The 17264-nt window shown below is 72.9% G+C and carries 24 protein-coding genes; 9 read left to right on the forward strand and 15 right to left on the reverse strand.

Features of this window, described 5'->3' with window-relative positions:
* Positions 1-270: 270 nt before the first annotated feature.
* Positions 271-657 carry a YybH family protein gene (locus J4557_RS06475; protein WP_208265518.1) on the reverse strand — a complete coding sequence of 129 codons (387 nt, stop codon included), beginning with the start codon at positions 655-657 and terminating at the stop codon, positions 271-273.
* Positions 658-714: 57 nt separating this feature from the next.
* On the opposite strand from J4557_RS06475, the gene J4557_RS06480 reads away from it, so the two are divergent.
* The gene (locus tag J4557_RS06480) at positions 715-1077 is read left to right on the forward strand and encodes a winged helix-turn-helix transcriptional regulator (protein WP_208265519.1); all 363 of its coding nucleotides are present in this window, start codon (positions 715-717) and stop codon (positions 1075-1077) included.
* A gap of 41 nt (positions 1078-1118) precedes the next feature.
* On the opposite strand, the gene J4557_RS06485 is transcribed toward J4557_RS06480, so the two are convergent.
* Positions 1119-1577, reverse strand: a complete 459-nt coding sequence (locus J4557_RS06485; RefSeq protein ID WP_307799476.1) for a MarR family winged helix-turn-helix transcriptional regulator — start codon at positions 1575-1577, stop codon at positions 1119-1121.
* An 88-nt stretch (positions 1578-1665) separates the two neighbouring features.
* Between J4557_RS06485 and J4557_RS06490 the strand changes: the two genes are divergently transcribed.
* Positions 1666-1845, forward strand: coding sequence for a hypothetical protein (locus J4557_RS06490; RefSeq protein ID WP_208265520.1), 180 nt, complete (start codon positions 1666-1668; stop codon positions 1843-1845).
* Positions 1846-1856: 11 nt separating this feature from the next.
* Positions 1857-2054 (forward strand): hypothetical protein, encoded by a 198-nt coding sequence (locus tag J4557_RS06495; protein ID WP_208265521.1) that lies wholly within the window; start codon positions 1857-1859, stop codon positions 2052-2054.
* Here J4557_RS06495 and J4557_RS06500 read toward each other — a convergent pair.
* The gene (locus J4557_RS06500) at positions 2048-2620 is read right to left on the reverse strand and encodes a cysteine hydrolase family protein (protein ID WP_208265522.1); all 573 of its coding nucleotides are present in this window, start codon (positions 2618-2620) and stop codon (positions 2048-2050) included. The genes J4557_RS06495 and J4557_RS06500 overlap by 7 nt on opposite strands.
* 97 nt (positions 2621-2717) lie before the next feature.
* Here J4557_RS06500 and J4557_RS06505 point away from each other — a divergent pair, with 97 nt between their 5' ends.
* Together J4557_RS06505 and J4557_RS06510 are read left to right on the forward strand one after the other, a co-directional pair.
* Positions 2718-3377 (forward strand): PhzF family phenazine biosynthesis protein, encoded by a 660-nt coding sequence (locus J4557_RS06505; RefSeq protein WP_208265523.1) that lies wholly within the window; start codon positions 2718-2720, stop codon positions 3375-3377.
* A gap of 21 nt (positions 3378-3398) precedes the next feature.
* Entirely contained in the window at positions 3399-4157 is a 759-nt protein-coding gene (locus tag J4557_RS06510) for a class I SAM-dependent methyltransferase (protein WP_208265524.1), read from the forward strand.
* A 34-nt stretch (positions 4158-4191) separates the two neighbouring features.
* Here the strand turns inward: J4557_RS06510 and J4557_RS06515 are convergent, their stop codons facing one another.
* From J4557_RS06515 to J4557_RS06540, 6 genes are all read right to left on the reverse strand, one after another.
* Positions 4192-4938, reverse strand: coding sequence for a GNAT family N-acetyltransferase (locus tag J4557_RS06515; RefSeq protein WP_208265525.1), 747 nt, complete (start codon positions 4936-4938; stop codon positions 4192-4194).
* A 181-nt stretch (positions 4939-5119) separates the two neighbouring features.
* On the reverse strand, positions 5120-6343 hold the full coding sequence (locus J4557_RS06520) for an epoxide hydrolase family protein (RefSeq protein WP_208265526.1): 1224 nt from the start codon (positions 6341-6343) through the stop codon (positions 5120-5122).
* A 66-nt stretch (positions 6344-6409) separates the two neighbouring features.
* Positions 6410-6814 carry a nuclear transport factor 2 family protein gene (locus J4557_RS06525; protein ID WP_208265527.1) on the reverse strand — a complete coding sequence of 135 codons (405 nt, stop codon included), beginning with the start codon at positions 6812-6814 and terminating at the stop codon, positions 6410-6412.
* A gap of 118 nt (positions 6815-6932) precedes the next feature.
* Complete coding sequence (locus J4557_RS06530; RefSeq protein WP_208265528.1) at positions 6933-7697, reverse strand: aminoglycoside phosphotransferase/kinase family protein; 765 nt, start codon at positions 7695-7697, stop codon at positions 6933-6935.
* Between the two features lie 94 nt (positions 7698-7791).
* A complete protein-coding gene (locus J4557_RS06535; RefSeq protein WP_208265529.1) occupies positions 7792-8586 on the reverse strand; it encodes a hypothetical protein in 795 nt (264 codons plus the stop codon).
* 154 nt (positions 8587-8740) lie between these two features.
* Positions 8741-9274: a DinB family protein gene (locus tag J4557_RS06540; protein WP_208265530.1), complete on the reverse strand. Its 534-nt coding sequence runs from the start codon at positions 9272-9274 to the stop codon at positions 8741-8743.
* 351 nt (positions 9275-9625) lie between these two features.
* Between J4557_RS06540 and J4557_RS06545 the strand changes: the two genes are divergently transcribed.
* Complete coding sequence (locus J4557_RS06545) at positions 9626-9976, forward strand: YidH family protein (protein WP_208265531.1); 351 nt, start codon at positions 9626-9628, stop codon at positions 9974-9976.
* A gap of 48 nt (positions 9977-10024) precedes the next feature.
* Here the strand turns inward: J4557_RS06545 and J4557_RS06550 are convergent, their stop codons facing one another.
* From J4557_RS06550 to J4557_RS06565, 4 genes are all read right to left on the reverse strand, one after another.
* Positions 10025-11242, reverse strand: a complete 1218-nt coding sequence (locus J4557_RS06550) for a lipase family protein (protein ID WP_208265532.1) — start codon at positions 11240-11242, stop codon at positions 10025-10027.
* Between the two features lie 181 nt (positions 11243-11423).
* Entirely contained in the window at positions 11424-11618 is a 195-nt protein-coding gene (locus J4557_RS06555) for a DUF397 domain-containing protein (RefSeq protein WP_208265533.1), read from the reverse strand.
* A gap of 77 nt (positions 11619-11695) precedes the next feature.
* Entirely contained in the window at positions 11696-11890 is a 195-nt protein-coding gene (locus J4557_RS06560) for a DUF397 domain-containing protein (protein ID WP_307799477.1), read from the reverse strand.
* Entirely contained in the window at positions 11887-12696 is an 810-nt protein-coding gene (locus J4557_RS06565) for a helix-turn-helix domain-containing protein (RefSeq protein ID WP_208265534.1), read from the reverse strand. The genes J4557_RS06560 and J4557_RS06565 overlap by 4 nt, the downstream gene beginning before the upstream one ends.
* 155 nt (positions 12697-12851) lie before the next feature.
* Here J4557_RS06565 and J4557_RS06570 point away from each other — a divergent pair, with 155 nt between their 5' ends.
* A complete protein-coding gene (locus J4557_RS06570; RefSeq protein WP_208265535.1) occupies positions 12852-13289 on the forward strand; it encodes an ATP-binding protein in 438 nt (145 codons plus the stop codon).
* On the opposite strand, the gene J4557_RS06575 is transcribed toward J4557_RS06570, so the two are convergent.
* Entirely contained in the window at positions 13259-14014 is a 756-nt protein-coding gene (locus J4557_RS06575; RefSeq protein WP_208265536.1) for an endonuclease/exonuclease/phosphatase family protein, read from the reverse strand. The two genes, J4557_RS06570 and J4557_RS06575, sit on opposite strands and share 31 nt — an antisense overlap.
* A gap of 147 nt (positions 14015-14161) precedes the next feature.
* Positions 14162-15145, reverse strand: a complete 984-nt coding sequence (locus J4557_RS06580) for a GlxA family transcriptional regulator (protein ID WP_208265537.1) — start codon at positions 15143-15145, stop codon at positions 14162-14164.
* Positions 15146-15216: 71 nt separating this feature from the next.
* Between J4557_RS06580 and J4557_RS06585 the strand changes: the two genes are divergently transcribed.
* Complete coding sequence (locus J4557_RS06585; protein ID WP_208265538.1) at positions 15217-16653, forward strand: MFS transporter; 1437 nt, start codon at positions 15217-15219, stop codon at positions 16651-16653.
* 237 nt (positions 16654-16890) lie between these two features.
* Positions 16891-17238 carry a hypothetical protein gene (locus tag J4557_RS06590; RefSeq protein WP_208265539.1) on the forward strand — a complete coding sequence of 116 codons (348 nt, stop codon included), beginning with the start codon at positions 16891-16893 and terminating at the stop codon, positions 17236-17238.
* Positions 17239-17264: the final 26 nt, after the last annotated feature.

A 17264-nucleotide genomic window follows, 5' to 3' on the forward strand; every position in this document is an offset into this window, starting at 1 on the left:
GTCGCCGGGGTCGACCGCGATCCGGTACCCGCCGCCTGCCGCTCGATCGCCGCGCCCGCGCCGAGCGCCGCCCGCAGCCGCGACACCTGGGAGTGCAGCGCGTGGCCCGCCGTCCCGCCCTCCGCCAGCCGGTCCGCCGGAACCGCCGCGCCCGGGCGGACGAGCAGCAGCGCCAGCAGCGCCCGCCGGGCCGGGCCGCCGAGCGGCACCTCCTCGCCGCCGTCCCGCCACGCCCGGGTCTCGCCCAGGATCCCGAACCGCATGCCCGGATCATCCCAGCCCGGCGACCCCGAACGGGTTGTCGACCGCGTACCGCCAGCACCCGTCCGCGCCGCGCCGCGCCACGTCCGTCGCGGTGCCCTCGATGCGCACCGGGGCGCCGTCCCGGCCCGTGCCGTCGATCACCCAGTCGACGATCAGCAGCGCGACGTCGCCCGCCGCGTAGACGTGCCGCGGCGTGACCTCGATCGGCACCCCGAGGGCCACGAACCGCTCGTTGGCCGCGCGGGCCGCCGCGCCGCGCAGGCCGGTGCCCGGCTCGGGCACGAACACCGCGCCGTCCTCGTACAGTTCCGCCACCGCCGCGGTGTCCCCGCTGTTGAACCGCTCCTGGAACACCCGTGGGACGTCCTCGGGACGCGTCGCCGACCGCCGCATGCCGATCCTTCCGGTAGACAAGATCGTTGAGACGCGGCAACGCTAGGAGGCCCGTTCATGGCTCACCAAACGGTCAGTCGCCCGGGACTGCCCGCCGACCCCCGCGCGGACGCCGCCGCGCCGGACCCGTCCTGCCCGGTGGAGATCGCCCTCGACGCGCTGCGCGGGCGGTGGACGACGCTGGTGATCCGCGAACTGCTCCGGGGCGACCGCTCCTTCACCGGGCTCCGGGACGCGCTGCCCGCGCTGTCGGACAAGGTGCTCGCCGACCGGCTCGCTCATCTGGTCCGCGCCGGCGTGGCCGACCGGCACCGCGAGCCGGGGGTGCCGCCGCGCACCCGCTACAGCCTCACCGACCGGGGGCGGCGCCTCGGGCCGGTGCTCCAGGCCCTGTGGGACTGGGGCGCCGCGGCGCCATAGCGGGGCCGTGCCGTTCCGAGGGCGGCGTCAGGGGGGCGGCGTCAGGGGGCGACGTCGGTGGCGGCGGCGATGACGCGGGTGAGGGTGCCGTGCAGGTCCTTCAGCTCGTCCAGGCCCATGCCGAGCCGGTCCATGATCGTGGCGGGGATCTTCTCCGCCTGCTCGCGGAGGGCCCGGCCGGTCTCGGTGACGGTGACGGCGAGGAGCCGCTCGTCCCGGCTGTCGCGCTCCCGGCGGATCAGGTCGGCGGACTCCAGCCGCTTGAGCAGCGGCGACAGCGTGCCCGGGTCGAGCTGGAGCAGCCGGCTCAGCTCCTTGACCGACAGCTGCCCGTGCTCCCAGAGCGCCAGCATCACCAGGTACTGCGGATGCGTCAGCCCCATCGGCTCCAGGATCGGGCGGTAGAGCGCGAGCACGCTGCGCGAGGCCACCACCAGCGCGAAGCAGACCTGGTTCTCCAGGGCCAGCGGGTCGGGGACGTCGTCCAGATCACGTGCCACGGTTCCTCCACTCGCCGGGGGCTTCGGCTATAAAGGTTACTACCGCAACGTTTTGTGCACCAACGGTTGGTGAGGCAACGGAGGACGCATGTTCCGCAGGGAACCCCTGGAAGAGCGCATCGCCCGCCGTCAGGCCGAGCTCGGCCCCCGCCCCCGCGGCGGCGGCCAGTTCGACCACCCCACCGCCAAGTACCTGTTCGTCGGGCTGCTGGTGGTCACCGTGGCCGCACACGTCATCGGCGGCGTCCTGTTCGCCGTCATGGGCTGAGAGGGGAACGCATGGCGCTCCGACGGCCGTCCTTCCTGCCGTCCCTGGACGAACTGGAGCAGCAGGCCCAGGACCGCTCCGCGCAGACCGCCGGGAAGGGCTCCCAGTTCGACCACCCGACCGCCAAGTACCTGTTCTGGGTCATGCTCGTGGTGACCGTGGTCGCGCACGTCGTCGCCGGGATCGTCTTCCTGGTGATGGGTCACTGACCCGGGAGTCCGGCGACCCACTCCGCGCTCGTCATGACGTCGGCCTCGCGCGGGAAGAACCGCTCCACCAGGAACCGGTGCATCTCCTCGTCGGCGTCGTCGCACCCGTCCGACAGGACGATCTGCGCGTACTGCCGCTCCGTCGCGTCCCGCAGCGCGCTGATGACGACGCCGCTGGTCGCCAGGCCGGTCAGCACGAGCGTCCCGGCGCCGCGCGCGCGGAGCAGCGCGTCGAGGTCCGTGCCGGCGAACGGGCTGAAGAAGCGCTTGTCGAGGACGGGTTCGCCGGGCAGCGGCGCCACCGCCGGATGGATCCCGCTCTCCGGGTTCGACTCGGTGATGGCGTCGGTGCCGGCCAGCCCCCGGAACGGCTTGTTCAGCGGCCCGATCTCGGGGTGCCCGTCGCGGTGCACGACCCGGACGTGGATCACCGGGACGCCCGCCGCGCGGGCCGCCGCCACCGTCTCCGCCAGCCGGGCGAGGTACCGGTCCGCCCGGTCCCCGAGCTGCGCCGCCACGACGCGCTGGACGTCCATCACCAGAAGGGCCTGCATGCTCGCGTTCACGGCGGACATCCCACCGCACGCCGGGACGCGGCGTCCAACAGCCGCCCGGCCGGATCGACAACGGCCGGTTGTAGCCGCAGCGTGGTTGACTGGCCGGATGATCGACCACGAGGTGCTGCGCGTGTTCTGCGGCCCGGACGGCGCGCACGGCAACCGGCTCGGGGTCGTCCGCGACGGCGCCGCCGTCCCCGGCGAGGCCCGCCGCCAGGCGGTCGCCAGGGAGCTCGGCTTCAGCGAGACGATCTTCATCGACGACGCCGGGCGCGGCGCGATCGACATCTACACGCCGTCCGCCCGGCTGCCGTTCGCCGGGCATCCGTGCGTCGGCGCCGCCTGGCTGCTCGGCGTGCCCGCCCTGGTCACGGCGGCGGGCCCGGTGGACGTCCGGCGCGACGGCGACCTCACCTGGATCGCCGGGCGGGCCGAGTGGGCGCCCGGCCGCACGCTGCGCGAGTACGGGTCCGCCGGGGTGGTCGACGCGCTCCCCGTCCCGCCGCCCGGCGAGTGGATCTACGCGTGGGCCTGGGAGGACGAGCCGTCCGGCCGGGTCCGCGCCCGCGGCTTCCCCGGCCGCGGCGACGGCATCGACGAGGACGAGGCGACCGGCGCCGCCGCGCTGCTGCTCACGGCCCGGCTCGGCCGCCCGCTGGTCGTCACCCAGGGGCGCGGCTCGCAGATCATGACGGCGCCGCTGCCCGGCGGCCTCATCGAGGTGGCCGGGCGGGTCCGGCGGGACGGGCCCGGTCAAACCGGTTGACCCGGCTGCGAGCATGGCCTCATGGACCGCACGTTCGATGATCTGGTGGACGAGGCCGCCGCCGCCCCCGTCGACGGCTGGGACTTCTCCTGGCTCGCCGGCCGGGCGACCGAGCAGCGCCCCTCGTGGGGGTACCAGCGGCTGATGAGCGGGCGGCTCGCCCATGCCACCGCCGCGCTGGACCTGCAGACCGGCGGCGGCGAGGTGCTCGCCGAGGCCCCCGCGTTCCCGCCGACGATGGTCGCGACCGAGGCGTGGCCGCCGAACGTCGCCAAGGCGACCCGGCTGCTGCACCCGCGGGGCGCCGCCGTGGTCGTCCACCCGGAGGAGCCGCCGCTCCCGTTCGCCGACGGCGCCTTCGACCTGGTCACCAGCCGCCACCCCGCCGTCGTCGAGTGGGCGGAGATCGCCCGTGTCCTCACGCCCGGCGGCACCTACTTCGCCCAGCACGTCGGCCCCGCCAGCGCCTTCGAGGTGACCGAGTACTTCCTCGGCCCGCAGCCCGAGGCGCGCCGCAGGCGCGACCCGGAGATCGAGAGCGCGGACGCCCGCGCCGCCGGCCTCGACATCGTCGACCTGCGCACGGAGCGGCTCCGCATGGAGTTCTTCGACATCGGCGCGGTCGTCTACTTCCTGCGCAAGGTGATCTGGATCGTCCCCGGCTTCACCGTCGAGCGCCACCGCGGCCGGCTCCGGGAGCTGGACGAGCGGATCCGGCGCGACGGGCCGTTCGTCGCGCACTCGTCCCGGTCCCTCGTCGAGGCCCGCAGGCCGCTGTGAGCGGGGCCCGGCCGGAACCGGGCCCCGCCACCGCCTACCGCAGCGAGATGTGCAGGATCTCGGCCGCGCGCTCGTAGCCGGCGCGCCGGTAGATGCGCTCCGCGCCGTCGTTGTCCGGCATGAGGAACGGCGTGCTGATGCCGGCGCCGCGTCCCTCGCGGGTGAGCCAGGCCGTCAGCGCCGCCGCGATCCCGCGCCGCCGGTGCGACGCGCGCACGCCGACGCCCGCGAGCTCGCTGACGCCCTCGTGCGGCGGCCCGAACTGGCCGGCGCCGGCGCCCTCGCCGGTCGCCGCGTCCACGGCGAGGGCGACCAGGCCGCCCCGGTCGGCGACCGCGCGCAGGCGCGCCACGTCGTGAGCCGTGGCCTCCGGCATGCCGTACGCCTCGCTCTGCACCCGGGCGACCTGCCACAGCTGCGCGTCGTCCGAGGCCCGGACGATCTCGAACGCGCCGTCCACGGCGGGCATCGGCGGCGTCCCGGCGCAGGTGAGGATCGGCAGCCGCCGCTCGACGGCGAACCCGGCCGCGAGCAGCGCCGCCTCCACGGCGGGCGCCGCCGCGGGCAGGTACTCCAGCCGCGGCGTCCGGCGCCGGTCCGCGAACGCGCCGACGAGGTCGCGGACGTCGCTCGGACCGGGCCGTGCACCGTCGTCCGGGACGGCGTAGTTGAAGAAGAGGCCGTCGCCGTGCTCGTCGAAACGGGCCAGGAACGGCGGAACGCGGACGGCGGTGTCGCCCGCGGCGGCACGCAGGTAGGCGTGCACGTCGGATTCGAACATGGTGAGGAAACCCCAACTGGGCAGGTGAAAAGGGGAACGGCGTGTTCGGGCCGCTCCGGAACCGGCACCGGAGGCGGGACGCGGCGTCCCGTCCGGTGGTGCGCAGCGGCCCGTCAGCGGGTCGCAGGCACAGGCCTCACTCCTCGAGTCCGTGATCGATCGACGGGGGCAATCTACCGCGTCAGCGGCGGCCGCGGAACGTGCGGCGGAGGTCGGCGACCCACTCCTCGGGGATCTCCCACGGGATGAAGTGGCCGCCGTGGTCGTGCGCCGTGAGGTTGACGTGGTTGTACCAGGCGCCGCGCTCGCTCCGGGCGAAGTGCTCGACCCGCTGCTCGGTGGTGACGCCCGGAGGGTTCTCGTAGGCGACGAACGTGATGCCGGTCGGCGCCTCGACCACGGGCCACCGGTCGTGCGACGGCGTCCACGGGTACCGGTTGTTGTTGGCGTACGTGCGGACGGACGTGCCGATCGAGTTGGTCACCCAGAAGATCATCGCGTGGGTGAGCAGGTCGTCCCGGCCGAACACCGTCTCGATGTCGCCGCCGTCGTCGCTCCACCGCGTCCACCGCTGGAGGATCCAGGCGAGCATCCCGGCGGGCGAGTCGGACAGCCCGTACGCCAGCGTGGACGGCTCCAGCATGTGCGCCACGAGATGCACGGCGAACCGCCGCTCCATCTCGATGGCGCGGGCGCGGACGTCGGCGGGCACGCCCTCCGGGAGCGGGCGCCCGCCGGTGATGTCCCACCCCCGGTCGCCGTTGAACAGGGTGAGCATCTGGCCGGAGCCGATGTGGATCCCGTACAGCTCGTCGGCGTACTTGTGCCCGAGCTGCCCGGCGACCATGGCGCCGACGTCGCAGCCCGCCGCCGCGTACCGCTCGTACCCGAGCGTCCGGGTCATGAGGGCGTGCCAGAGGTCGGCGACCTTCCAGTAGTTCATGTCCGGGTGGTCCGGCAGCGGGCCGGAGAACCCGAACCCCGGGAACGACGGGACGATCACGTCGAACGCCTCGGCGGGATCGCCGCCGTGCGCGCCCGGGTCCGCGAGCGGGTCGACGACCTTGGCCCAGTGCCAGAACGTCCAGGGCCAGCCGTGCGTGAGGATCAGCGGCGTCGGGTCCGGGCCGGCGCCCGGCCGGCGCATGAAGTGCACCGGCACGCCCTCGACGTCCACGCGGTAGTGCTCGTAGGCGTTGATGGCGGCCTCGGCCTTGCGCCAGTCGTACCCGTCCCGCCAGTACTCGACGAGCCCTTGCAGGTAGGAGCGCTTCACGCCGTAGTAGCCGTCGTCGTTGCCGACGTCGTCCGGCCAGCGCGTCAGCGCCAGCCGCCGCCGCAGGTCGTCGAGCACGTCGTCGGGCACGTGGATCGGTGCCGGTTCCAGCGGGAACGAGCCGGTCATCGTCGCCTCCTGCGGCCGGTCGAGCGGACCAGGAGAATATATCAGTCGCTTATTTAAATTTCTGATCTATTTTTCCTCGAGCTCCCGGGTGACCTGGTCGATCCGCTCGATGCGGCCGTCCGCCGCCAGCCGTCCGAACATGTAGATCTCCGCCGCGAACGTCACGCCCTTCCGCATCCGGGTGCGGAGCGTGTACCGGGCCGCGAACCGGTCGCCGGAGACCATCGCCTCGTGGACCTCCAGGCCCGCCCGGTCGGCGGCGGCCATCGCCTCCCGGTCGACGTTCTTGCGGATCGGCCCGGCATGGTCGACCATCCGCCGCCGGTCGATCACGAGCCCGTCGTTGCAGTACTCGAACTCGAACACGAAGTACCGGTCGAGGATCGCGCCCGGCTCCTCGTCGGAGACGGCCATGTCCCGGGTGTAGCCGATGAGGAAGTCGGTCAGGTCGTGCGCGGAACGGATCGCCATGGGACGCCCCTTCGTAGGAGTACGGCATACGCTTACGTCTCCACGGCAACGTACCGCACCCCCGTAGGGTTCCTTGGAGTTCCGCGGGTTTCTCTGGTTTCTCCGTCAGAGGCCGGCGTCAGGCGCGCAGCGCGTCCAGCTCCGCGAGCGCCCGCTCGAGATCGGCCGGAACGCCCTGGTCGCGGAGCCGCACGAAGGCGGGCTCCCCCGCCGCCGCGAGCCTCCGGACACCCTCGGCGTGCGCGGTGACGCGCTCCCTCACCACGTCGAGCAGCTCCGCCGCGGACCCGTCCCAGCCGTAGGCGCCGAGGAATCGCCGCAGCCGCTCCGGACGCGCCTCGAACGCGGTGAACCCCTGCGGCCCGACGACATGCCGCGCATGCAGCGGCACCCAGCCGAAGGCGGCGAAGGCCAGGTCCCACTCCCGGGTGACGGGCCCGGCGACGTCCCAGTCGAAGAAGCCCGCGAGCCCGCCGTCACGCCAGGCGGCGTTGTAGGGCGCCGCGTCGTTGTGGCCGATGATCAGCCCTTCCGACCAGCGCCCGCCGTCGCGCCAGACGGCGTCCGGCGGCGGGACGAACCCGGCGACGGCCTCGTGGAACCCCCGCATCCACCGGGCCGCCTGTTCGAGCGTCCCGTCCGCGTACACCCATGGCGGCCACGGCAGCGCGCTCCCCACGGTCTCGCCGTCCAGGAACGTGAGGATCTCCCGGCCGTGCTCGTCGATCCCGAGCGGGCGCGGCGCGGCGGTGAAGCCCTGGGAGGCGAGGTGGGCGAGCAGGGCGTGGACGGCGGGCGTCCATGGCCCGGTCGCGCGGCGGACGGTGTCGCCGACGCGTACGGCGCCGCCGATGTTGCCGCCGTCGAGGCGGGCCTCGTCCATCGCGGGATTGTCGCACGCCCTCACGGCGGGGGCGTGGACGCGGCGGAGCCCGCACCGCGGAGCGCGGTGCGGGCCCGCCGTCAGCGGACGGCCGTCACTTCGTGCGGACGGCCATCGTCGGGTACATCTCCGCGTACGACTTGCCGCCGAAGTACGACGTGAGCTGCGCGTGGTTGTTGCCGGACGCGGACGGGAGGCCGCCGCGGAAGTCGGCGATCGGCGCGGTCAGACCGCAGCCGGTCGTCTTCGGCACGGCGAACGTGTCGTCGGTGGCGTTGATCTTGACCCAGAACGTGCCGTCCGGGCCGGGGGCCCCGGTGATGTCCGGCAGGTCCAGGTCGAGGGAGATCGGCGCCGTGTTGGAGCCGACGTAGCACGTGTCGCCGAGCAGCTGGTTGATCAGCTTGAGCTTCAGGTCGAGACGGGTCTTGCGGTTGACGATGTCGAGGTCGATCTTCCCGGCGTACTGGGGCTTCACCTTCAGCGAGAACAGCGGGATGTTCTCGGTGCCGGGGATGCCCAGGGCGCCGCCCGCCACGGTCATCGCCGGGCTGCGCATCTTCACGAACTTGGAGATCTCCGCCCCGGTCTTCGGGTCGGAGCCGGCCAGCAGGGTGATCCGCATCGGCGCGGTGATCTGCTGGTCGATGTTGCCGATCTTCATCCGGCCGGCGTTGGTCACCAGCACGTTGCAGTACCAGTTCGCGGGGTCGGCGCCGACCGGCAGGACGTCGGGGCAGTCCGACAGGTCCAGCGAGGCGGGCGGCGCGTCGGCGGTCGCGGCCGCCTGGGTGCGCGGCTTCGGGGCGGCCTGCGCCGCGGACGCGGCGGACAGGGCGGTGGCGGCGAGGCCCGCCGACAGGGACAGCACGGCCAGCCGCTTGAACATGGACGACACAGGGATCCTCTCGCTGGGGTGGTACCGCGGCGGGGGGCGTGCCGAGACGACCGGACAGGCGATCCGGGCTACTCGCGAGTATGGAGCGATCCAACGGGATAAGAGATCCGGTGTCAATAGGGCTTTCGCGCCCGTCCGGGGCTGCTCAGGGACGGTGCGGGTAGAGGTCGCGCAGGACGCCGAGCTCGGCGGAGTGGTGGGTGAACTCGTCCAGCACGTGCAGGGCCGTGTCGATCACCGGGTAACCGGCGTAGCCGAAGAAGGCGGGGCCGGACGGTTCCCACAGGCGTTCCTCGGGCATCGCGGCGAAAGGCCCGCGCCAATGGTCGCGAAAGGCCGTCTCGAGGAACCGGAGCCCACCCGACGCCGTCCCGGAGAATTCGACCTCGTCCAGCGTGATGTTGCGGCCCTGGAAAAGCCGGATCCCGTAGTCGGTGAGGGTGAGGCCGATATGGCCGATGCGCCAGGCGAGGGTCGCGACCGGAACGGGGTCGGGCGCGGGGCCTCCGCCGCCCTCGGCGTCGATGAGCCAGCGCCCCGCGGCGTCCGGGCGGATCGTCCAGCCGTCCGGGGCCGGCTCCCAGAGGTACTCCTCGTCGGTGAGGCCGTCGAGGCGGCCGATGGTCCGCCGCCATACCTCGTCGAATGCCCGGCCGATCGAATCCCGGACGCTGTTCATGAGATATCCCTTCTGGGCACCGACGCCGAGCCACCGAGAATAGTGAACGACGGCCGAATTCAAGACGCACCCGGGAAGCGCCCGGGATTCTGCGGGCGGACGGCCGGCTCGGGCTGGACGGCGCCTGCGAAGCCACGCGCGCGCGGTGCTCTGGACGTCGCCCGCCGGCAGGTCGAGGGCGGCGCGCCGGTTCCGGCACGCTCACGGGAAGTCGCCGCCGCCCAGGCTCGCCCGTGTCCAGGACCGGCCGCCGTCCACAGGGCGTGGCCGGGGCGGGCCACCGGCTCATGACCTGCGGATATCCGGGAATACAGGAGCGAAGCCGCTCGCCTCTCCCCGGGAGGACCCGCCATGCAGGAACCCGCCGCCAAGGACGGCGGCGACCCCGACCTCGCCCGCGACCACCTCGCCAACGAGCGCACGTTCCTCGCCTGGACGCGGACGGCGGCCGGGGTGATGGTGCTCGGCCTCGCGGTCGCGAAGCTCGTCGAGGGCGGCGGCGTGCGGCCCGTCGCCGCCGGGGTCGTCCTCGGCGTGACGGGCGTGGCCGGCATGGTCTACGCCGGGGTGCGCTACCGGGCGGGAGCGGCCGCGATCGACGGGCGGCGGCCGTCCCCGGCCGGGCGTACGGCGGGGCCGCTGGCCGCCGCCGGCGTGCTGCTCGTCGCGATGGCCGCCGCGCTGGCCCTGCTGCTCTGGTGAAGCGCCGCGCGGGCGGACCGGCGCCGGCCCGCCCGCACGGCGCGCCGATCAGCAGTCGTTGACGGGCGCCTTCCCGGCGAACCGGTCGTCCAGGAAGTTCACCGCGTCGTTCTGCCGCACGACCATCTCCAGGGCGTGCTCGCCGATGGCGTCGCGGACGACGTGCACGGTCGCGCCGCGCGAGCACCACGCCTTCACCATCGCGTCGTCCTGCGCGACGGGGACGATCTCGTCGGTGTTGGCGTGGTAGTCGAAGACGGGGACGGCGGGCGCCGCGGAGCCGAGGGTGTTGGCCTTCAGCACGGCCCGGACGCGCGGCACCGCCAGCGGGTCGGGGACGGTGCTGTAGTCGGCCAGCTTCTTGAACGGGAACGACGTGAGCAGGTCCGTCAGGCACTTGCCGGAGGCGTCCGCCATCGCCTGCTTGCCCTTGTCGTTCATCAGCGCGTCGATGTCCATCTCCGGGTACTCGGCGCCGAGGCTGACGGCGGCGGCGGCCTCGAAGCCGGAGAAGACGCCGCCGTCCAGGGACCGCGCCACGGCCTCCGGGTCGGCGGGGATGCCGCCCATCGACGCCCCGGCGAGCTTCACCTCGGGTGCGTAGGACGGCTGGAGCTCCGCCGCCCAGCCGGTGGCCTGCGCGCCGCCGGAGTACCCGGCGAGCGCCCACGGCGCCGTCGCGGGAAGCCCCGCGTCCGCGAACCGCCGCACGGCGCGGATCCCGTCGAGGACGGCGTGCCCGGCCTGGAGGCCCGCCATGAACACCGACTTCGGGCCCTCGAAGTCGGGCATGACGACCGCCCAGCCCTTGCTCAGCATCGGCCCGGCGTAGATCGCGGCGCTCGATGCGAACAGGTCGCCGGAGGCCAGGCCGTAGGACGGGGCGCACTGCGAGCCGGTGGAGTCCTCGGCGGCCTGCACCGACACGACCGGCCGCGCGCCCGACCCGGTCCACGCCTTCTTCGGCACCAGCACCGTGGTGACCGCGAGCTCCGGCGTCCCGTGCGAGTCGTTGGTGCGGTACGAGACCTGCCAGGCGTTCGCCGTGTCGGCCACGTTCCCGGCCTTGGGCGTGAAGGCGCGGGAGGCGACGATCGCGCCCGGCGCGTAACCGCCGATGTTCGCGGGCGCCTGGTAGAAGGGGTCCTTGTCCGGCGGGACGGAACCCGGCACGGTGTCGGCCGAGGCCGGTGCGGCCAGGGCGGTCGCGGCGAGCGCGCCTGCGGCGGCGAGCGTCGCCGCGGCGCGGAGGGGGGAGCGTCTCATCACGGCCTCCGGGTGGGGACGAACCTGCCGAAACGGCAGCGTTCCGCTAAGGTCCACTCACTGTAAGAGCCCGCTTGCGCCGTGTTTATGGCCGAGACTGAGCAACTCACCCCACCGTTTGTGGGCACCGGCACCAAACCCGCCGCCCCGTCCCGTCACCCCGTTGGGGCCGCCTCGCGCGTCAGGCGATCGGCACGTCGCCCTTCAACCAAGCGACCAGCTCAGCGAAAGCAGCAGGGGACAGCGCGAGATACCCCGCCTCCGGCGCCTTGCTGTCCCGCACCCCCACCGCATCCATGAGATCGGCGACCTCGACGCACTCCTGGCCGCCCGAGCCGCCGCCACCGCTGTAGCTGGACTTACGCCACCTGGTCATGACGCCCTCCAACACATTCCTGATCAACACAGCCGGCGCAGCCTGCCGACAGCAAAGGCTCGCGAGGTGCTCGGGCGTCAGGCCGACAGGTCGCCCTGCTTCACGCGGGCCACGAGATCGGCGAACGCCCCGGGCGTCAACGCGAGATGGCCCGCCTCCGGCGCTTTGCTGTCCCGCACCCCCACCGCCGAGCCGAGGTCCTTCAACTCGACGCACTCTCCCGAGGTCCCTCCGCTGGAGTGACTGCTCTTACGCCAGGGGGCCACCTTCACGCCAGATCCTCCATCAGCTTCGCGATCAGGTCCCTGGAAGAGTCCACGTCCAGAGCGTGGGCTCCGATCCGTTCGAACCTGTCCTTGAACTCCTGCACCTCTGAGCCGTCGGTCACGAGCCTCCCGGCGTTGGGCGCCTCCACGAACGCCACCTCTCCCTGATCACCGGTGAGGATCATGAAGGAGCCATCGAGACCCTCATAGGCTCCCGTCCGTCTCGGCACTATACGCACCCTCACAGTCGGAAGCTCCGAAAGGCTCAACAGGTAGGCAAGCTGCTCCTTGAGTACTTTGTCACCGCCGACCGGCCAGTCGAGCACGTTCTCCGACAAGGTCACCCATAGCTCGGGCGGCTCGGGTCTCCACAGGATGGACTGCCGCGCCATGCGCACAGCGAGGGCGCTCTCGACGTCCCGATTCCGACCTGATGCGAGAAGTGCGCGCGCGTAAGCCTCTATTTGCAGCAGGCCTGGAACGAACTGCCCGGCGAAGATCCGAATCTTGAACGCGTCCCGCTCCTGATCGACGAAGGTTCTGAACCAGTCGGGGTCAGACGCCCGCCGCGCGTAGTAGACGAGCACGCTGAACACTCCACCCGTGTTCAGCGCCTTGTCGACCCTCTCTGCGTACGCCTGGGTCAGCCGCTGCTCGAGGTTCTCCAACCTGGAAGTTGTGGATTGCGCACATCCCATGATCTCGGACAGCCGCGCGGCGGTCAGCCCGTGCTGCTGACGCTGGAAGCGCAGGTAGTAGGCGATGAAGGCCCACATCGAGGACCGCGGGTCCGGTGATTCATTGATGTTCACGCAGAGCCTCCCGTCCACAGCAACTTCCACAACATCCACGGATGTTCGAAGGAGCACCGAAAAGGTAACTCGCGATGGCCACTCTTGTCCCCGAAAGCAGCTGAAAGAAGGGGCGGTCAATGGGGATCAATACCGTTACTTGGAATCAATTGGACATGACGTGCCTGGCGGCGCCGACGGTGCCGGGGCTGGTGCGGAGTCTGGTCGAATTCCGGTTGGTGGGGTGGGCGCTGGACGGGCTGATCGGGGACGTGAGCCTGGTCGCCGGGGAACTGGTGGCCAATGCCGTCCGGGCGGCGCCTTACCGCGAGATCCGGGTGCGGTTCGACCGGGAGGTGCGCGGGGTGGTGCTGGCCGTGTGGGATCCGGCGGCGGGGATGCCGGTGGCGCGGCCCGTGATCGAACTGGAGCCGGACGACGTCGCGCCCGACCCGCTGGCCTTGGACGACGGGCACGACGCCGGGATCGGCGGGTGGGGGCTGCCGATCGTGCAGAGCCTCGCGTCGGAATGCGGGGTGGAGCCCACGCCGCCTGCCGGGAAGTGGGTGTGGGCCCGGTTCCTCTACGTGGAGAAGGCGGCGGCTATGCCGTAGTGGTCGGACAGGTAGCACGAGCGGCCGTCGGCGAGGCGGATCTCGTCCTGGAAGACCAGGGTCGTGGTCGCCCGCAGGGGCGGGGTGGCGAGGATCTGGTCGATGGGTTCGAGGCTCACCTTCGGCGTGGGGCGGAAGGTGGTCGCGGGGTCGCCGTCCAGGACGTCCGCGAGGCCGGTGGCGTCGCGGAAGTCGCGGAGGACGGGCGACGACCTCGGGACGTTGAGGTCGCCCGCGACGATCAGGGGGTCGGTCAGGGCCGGGTGGGCGAGCAGGTCCGCCAGCTGGGCGAGTTCGCCGGCCTCTATCCGGGTGTACGGGTTGGCGAGGTCCCAGTCGGTGTCCTTGTTGGCCGTCAGGTGGGTGTTGACGATGGTGACGTGCTCGTCCCCCAGCTGGACGCGGGTCAGCAGCGCGCCTTTGCGCAGGAGCCCTTCGAGGCGAGGGCGGCCGATGAACCGGTACGGGCGGTAGTGGCGGCGGACGATCGGCCGCCGGGAGAGCGTGACGAGGCCGCCGCGGACGAGCGGGAAGGACGGGCCGTGCGCGATGTGCGGGTACGACGGCGTCGCCGCGCGGAGCGCCGCGAGATTGCGCGGGGATACCACTTCCTGAAGGCAGACCACGTCGTACGGCGAGTCCTCCAGGATCCCGGCGAGCGCCCGGATCCGGGCGCGGGAGTCGCCCCGGAAGAGGGTGTTGAACGTCAGCAGGCCGATGTTCATCGGCGGCCTGCGAGGTACCGGGCGGCGACGGTCGTCGGGCAGCCGTGTGCGGGGGCGATGCGCCGCACGTCGTCCCAAGGGGCCATGGACGCCACGATAGGCGCCGCGGCGTCGCGGCAAGGGCCGCCCGGGTTCAAGATTCGTCGATCAGCCGACCGGGACGCGGCGGTGGGCGCGCCGGTACTCGCTCGGGGTGACGCCGAGTTCGCGGGCGAAGTGGGTGCGGAGGTTCGGGGCGGTGCCGAGGCCGCATCTCTCGGCGACGAGGTCGATGGAGAGGTCGGTCTCCTCCAGGAGCTCCCGGGCGCGGATGACGCGCTGGGCGAGGAGCCACTGGAGCGGGGTCGTCCCCGTCTCGGCGTGGAAGCGGCGGATGAGGGTGCGGCCGGTCAGCCCGGCGCGGGCCGCGAGGTCGGCGGTGGTGAGGGGGCGGTCGAGATGCGCCAGCGCCCACTGCAGGACGGGGCCGAGGCCGTCGTCGCGGCCGGACGGCGGCAGCGGGGTCTCGACGTACTGGGCCTGGCCGCCCGTGCGGTGCGGCGGGACGACCATCTGCCGGGCGACGGCGTTGGCGACGTCCGCGCCGAGGTCCTGGCGGATGAGGTGCAGGCACAGGTCGATGCCGGCGCTGTTCCCGGCGCCGGTGAGCAGGTCGCCGTCGTCGATGTAGAGGACGGACGTGTCGGCCTCGACGGACGGGAACCGCTCGCGCAGGACGGGCGCGTGCTTCCAGTGCAGCGCGGTGCGGCGGCCGTCGAGGAGGCCGGCGGCGGCGAGGACGAACGCGCCGGAGCAGAGCGACACGATGCGGGCGCCGCGCCGGTACGCGGCCCGGACGGCGTCGACGACCTGCGGCGACGGGTCGGCCAGCACGTTCCCGGTCGCCGGGACGATCACCGTGTCGGCGGTGTCGACGGCGTCCAGCCCGTGCGGGGCGACGATCTGGAACGCGCCGGGCATGTCGTCCTGGCCGGACGAGCCGCGCAGCCGGGACGAGCCCTCCGAGCAGAGCCGCACGTCGTACCAGGGGCCGGTGTGCGACGGGGGCGGCGAGCCGAACAGCTGGCAGGGGATGGCGACCTCGAAGATCGGTGCGCCGGGGACGACCAGGATCGCCAGGGTCCGCGTCATGTCAGTAATCTATCGAATGCTGTCAATCCTGCCACTCGTGACGGGCCCGGCCGCTCTCGATCATTGACGGCATGAACGCACGGATGAAGGCCCGGCCGGCGAGCGTCCCGGCCCGGAAGGACGCGGGAGAGACCGCCGGAGAGGCCGCCGCACCGGATGCGCGGCGGTGGCTCGTGCTCGCGGTCGCGTCGGCGGCGCAGTTCCTGGCGATCCTCGACCTGTTCGCGGTGAGCGTCGCGTTCCCGGCGCTGCGGCGCACGTTCGACGGCGCGCCGCTGCCTCAGGTGTCGTGGGTGCTGAACGCCTACACGATCGTGCTCGCGGCGCTGCTCGTCCCGGCGGGGCGGCTCGCCGACGACACGAGCCGCAAGAAGAGCTTCCTCGCCGGCATGGCGCTGTTCGGGGCCGCGTCGGTGGCGTGCGCGGTGGCGCCTACCCTGCCCGCGCTGGTCGCGGCGCGGGTCGTCCAGGCGGCGGCGGGCGCGGTGCTCGTCCCGACGTCGCTCGGGCTGGCGCTGCCCGCGTTCCCCAGGCGCGAGCACCCGACGGTGATGGGGATCTGGACGGCGGTGGCCGCGCTCGGCGGCGGCTGCGGGCCGGTGCTCGGCGGGCTGCTGCTGATGGCGGGCTGGCGCTGGATCTTCCTGATCAACGTGCCGGTGACGGCGGCGGCGATCCTGGCCGGCCGGCGGCTGCTGCCGGACACGCCGCCCAAGGCGCGGCAGCGGCTCGACCTGCTCGGCTCGGCGCTGGTGCTGGGCGCGGCGACCGCTTTGACGGCACTGCTCGTCCAGGCGTCGGACTGGGGGTACGGGTCGGCGCGGACGGCCGGGTGCGCGGTCGCGGCGGCCGTGCTCGGGGCGCTGGCGGTCGCGCACATGCGGCGGCACCCGAACCCGGTGATCGGCCTCGACCTGTTCCGGCACCGGCCGTTCGCGGTCGCGGTGTACGGGGTCTTCCTCTACTACCTGGTGTTCGCGGCGACGCTGGTCGCGGCGACGCTGTTCTTCACGGGGGTGTGGCACTACCCGGTGGTCCGGGCGGGCGTGGGGATCGCGCCGATCCCGCTGTCGTGCATGGTGATGTCGCCGTTCTCCGGACGGATCGTCGGCCGGATCGGGGGGCGGGCGTCGGCGGTGCTGGGCGGGCTGGCGCTCGCGGCGGGCTGCGGCTGGTGGGCGGTGCTCGCGTCCGGCGAGCCGTCGTACCTGGTGATGTTCGTCCCGGGCGCGGTGCTGGTCGGGGTGAGCACGGCGCTGCTGCAGCCGCCGCTGTTCGGGTCGGCGGCGTCGCTGCCCGCGGAGCGGCTGTCGCTGGGCTCGGCGGTGCTGATGATGGCGCGGCAGATCAGCTCGGCGCTCGGCGTCGCGGTGCTGACCGTGCTGCTCGGGAACGCGGCGCGCCCGTCGGTGGCGGACTTCCGGCACGGCTGGCTGTTCATGGTCGTCGCGGCGCTGCTCTCGGCACTGGTTTCCCGGCATTTCCGGACGGGTCACAATAATCAGTAGAAATGCCATAAATGGGCTGGCCCGCTAGCCGGAATGCGCGGCCGACTATCCGGTTAGCGTTGCGAACGAAGGACAGCTCGGGCATAGTGGGTCCCGCACGTTCTCGCGTTTCTCCTCCCCGTCAAGACAGAAGATCCACCGGCCCCCGCCAAAGGCCACCGATTTTCCGGAAGAACGCGACATATGTGACCTGGGACCCGCCACCACCCGTTCGCGACCGCGCCGGAAGGCCCTTCGATGCCCAGCGATCCCGCCCGCTCCCCGCTCGGCGACGACCGGCACGTCTGCTCCATGCCCGGATGCCGCCGCCCGTCCCGCTTCCAGATCCGCCTGGAGACCGGCGGCGGCGCCCCGGCACCGGCCCGGAGTCCCCGGACTCCCGGCCGCGACGCGGCGCCCCGCACCGGCGACTCCTGCGGCAGGCACCTCACCGACGTCGTCCAGGGCATGATCCACCGGTGCCGTGCGGGCTCCGGCGACTCGGGGCGGATCGTCGTGTACGCGACGCCGGAGGGCCGCCACCCCGAGGAGAACGAAACGCCCGGCCCCTTCGACCGGCTCGCGCTCGGGATCATCCCGATATGAACGCCGGCGGCCGTTGCCCGCAGCCG

It is taken from the genome of Actinomadura nitritigenes, from assembly GCF_017573545.1.
GTDB classification, from domain to species: Bacteria; Actinomycetota; Actinomycetes; order Streptosporangiales; family Streptosporangiaceae; genus Spirillospora; species Spirillospora nitritigenes.

Bases quoted from the DNA above. Each gene is read 5' to 3' on its own strand.
- J4557_RS06545 (WP_208265531.1), top strand. From the start codon at position 9,626: ATGCAGGAACCCGCCGCCAAGGACGGCGGCGACCCCGACCTCGCCCGC.
- J4557_RS06585 (WP_208265538.1), top strand. From the start codon at position 15,217: ATGAACGCACGGATGAAGGCCCGGCCGGCGAGCGTCCCGGCCCGGAAG.
- J4557_RS06590 (WP_208265539.1), top strand. From the start codon at position 16,891: ATGCCCAGCGATCCCGCCCGCTCCCCGCTCGGCGACGACCGGCACGTC.
- J4557_RS06530 (WP_208265528.1), bottom strand. From the start codon at position 7,697: ATGGACGAGGCCCGCCTCGACGGCGGCAACATCGGCGGCGCCGTACGC.
- J4557_RS06580 (WP_208265537.1), bottom strand. From the start codon at position 15,145: ATGACGCGGACCCTGGCGATCCTGGTCGTCCCCGGCGCACCGATCTTC.
- J4557_RS06540 (WP_208265530.1), bottom strand. From the start codon at position 9,274: ATGAACAGCGTCCGGGATTCGATCGGCCGGGCATTCGACGAGGTATGG.
- J4557_RS06495 (WP_208265521.1), top strand. From the start codon at position 1,857: ATGGCGCTCCGACGGCCGTCCTTCCTGCCGTCCCTGGACGAACTGGAG.
- J4557_RS06535 (WP_208265529.1), bottom strand. From the start codon at position 8,586: ATGTTCAAGCGGCTGGCCGTGCTGTCCCTGTCGGCGGGCCTCGCCGCC.
- J4557_RS06510 (WP_208265524.1), top strand. From the start codon at position 3,399: ATGGACCGCACGTTCGATGATCTGGTGGACGAGGCCGCCGCCGCCCCC.
- J4557_RS06515 (WP_208265525.1), bottom strand. From the start codon at position 4,938: ATGTTCGAATCCGACGTGCACGCCTACCTGCGTGCCGCCGCGGGCGAC.
- J4557_RS06550 (WP_208265532.1), bottom strand. From the start codon at position 11,242: ATGAGACGCTCCCCCCTCCGCGCCGCGGCGACGCTCGCCGCCGCAGGC.
- J4557_RS06555 (WP_208265533.1), bottom strand. From the start codon at position 11,618: ATGACCAGGTGGCGTAAGTCCAGCTACAGCGGTGGCGGCGGCTCGGGC.
- J4557_RS06520 (WP_208265526.1), bottom strand. From the start codon at position 6,343: ATGACCGGCTCGTTCCCGCTGGAACCGGCACCGATCCACGTGCCCGAC.
- J4557_RS06570 (WP_208265535.1), top strand. From the start codon at position 12,852: ATGACGTGCCTGGCGGCGCCGACGGTGCCGGGGCTGGTGCGGAGTCTG.
- J4557_RS06475 (WP_208265518.1), bottom strand. From the start codon at position 657: ATGCGGCGGTCGGCGACGCGTCCCGAGGACGTCCCACGGGTGTTCCAG.
- J4557_RS06525 (WP_208265527.1), bottom strand. From the start codon at position 6,814: ATGGCGATCCGTTCCGCGCACGACCTGACCGACTTCCTCATCGGCTAC.
- J4557_RS06575 (WP_208265536.1), bottom strand. From the start codon at position 14,014: ATGAACATCGGCCTGCTGACGTTCAACACCCTCTTCCGGGGCGACTCC.
- J4557_RS06480 (WP_208265519.1), top strand. From the start codon at position 715: ATGGCTCACCAAACGGTCAGTCGCCCGGGACTGCCCGCCGACCCCCGC.
- J4557_RS06490 (WP_208265520.1), top strand. From the start codon at position 1,666: ATGTTCCGCAGGGAACCCCTGGAAGAGCGCATCGCCCGCCGTCAGGCC.
- J4557_RS06505 (WP_208265523.1), top strand. From the start codon at position 2,718: ATGATCGACCACGAGGTGCTGCGCGTGTTCTGCGGCCCGGACGGCGCG.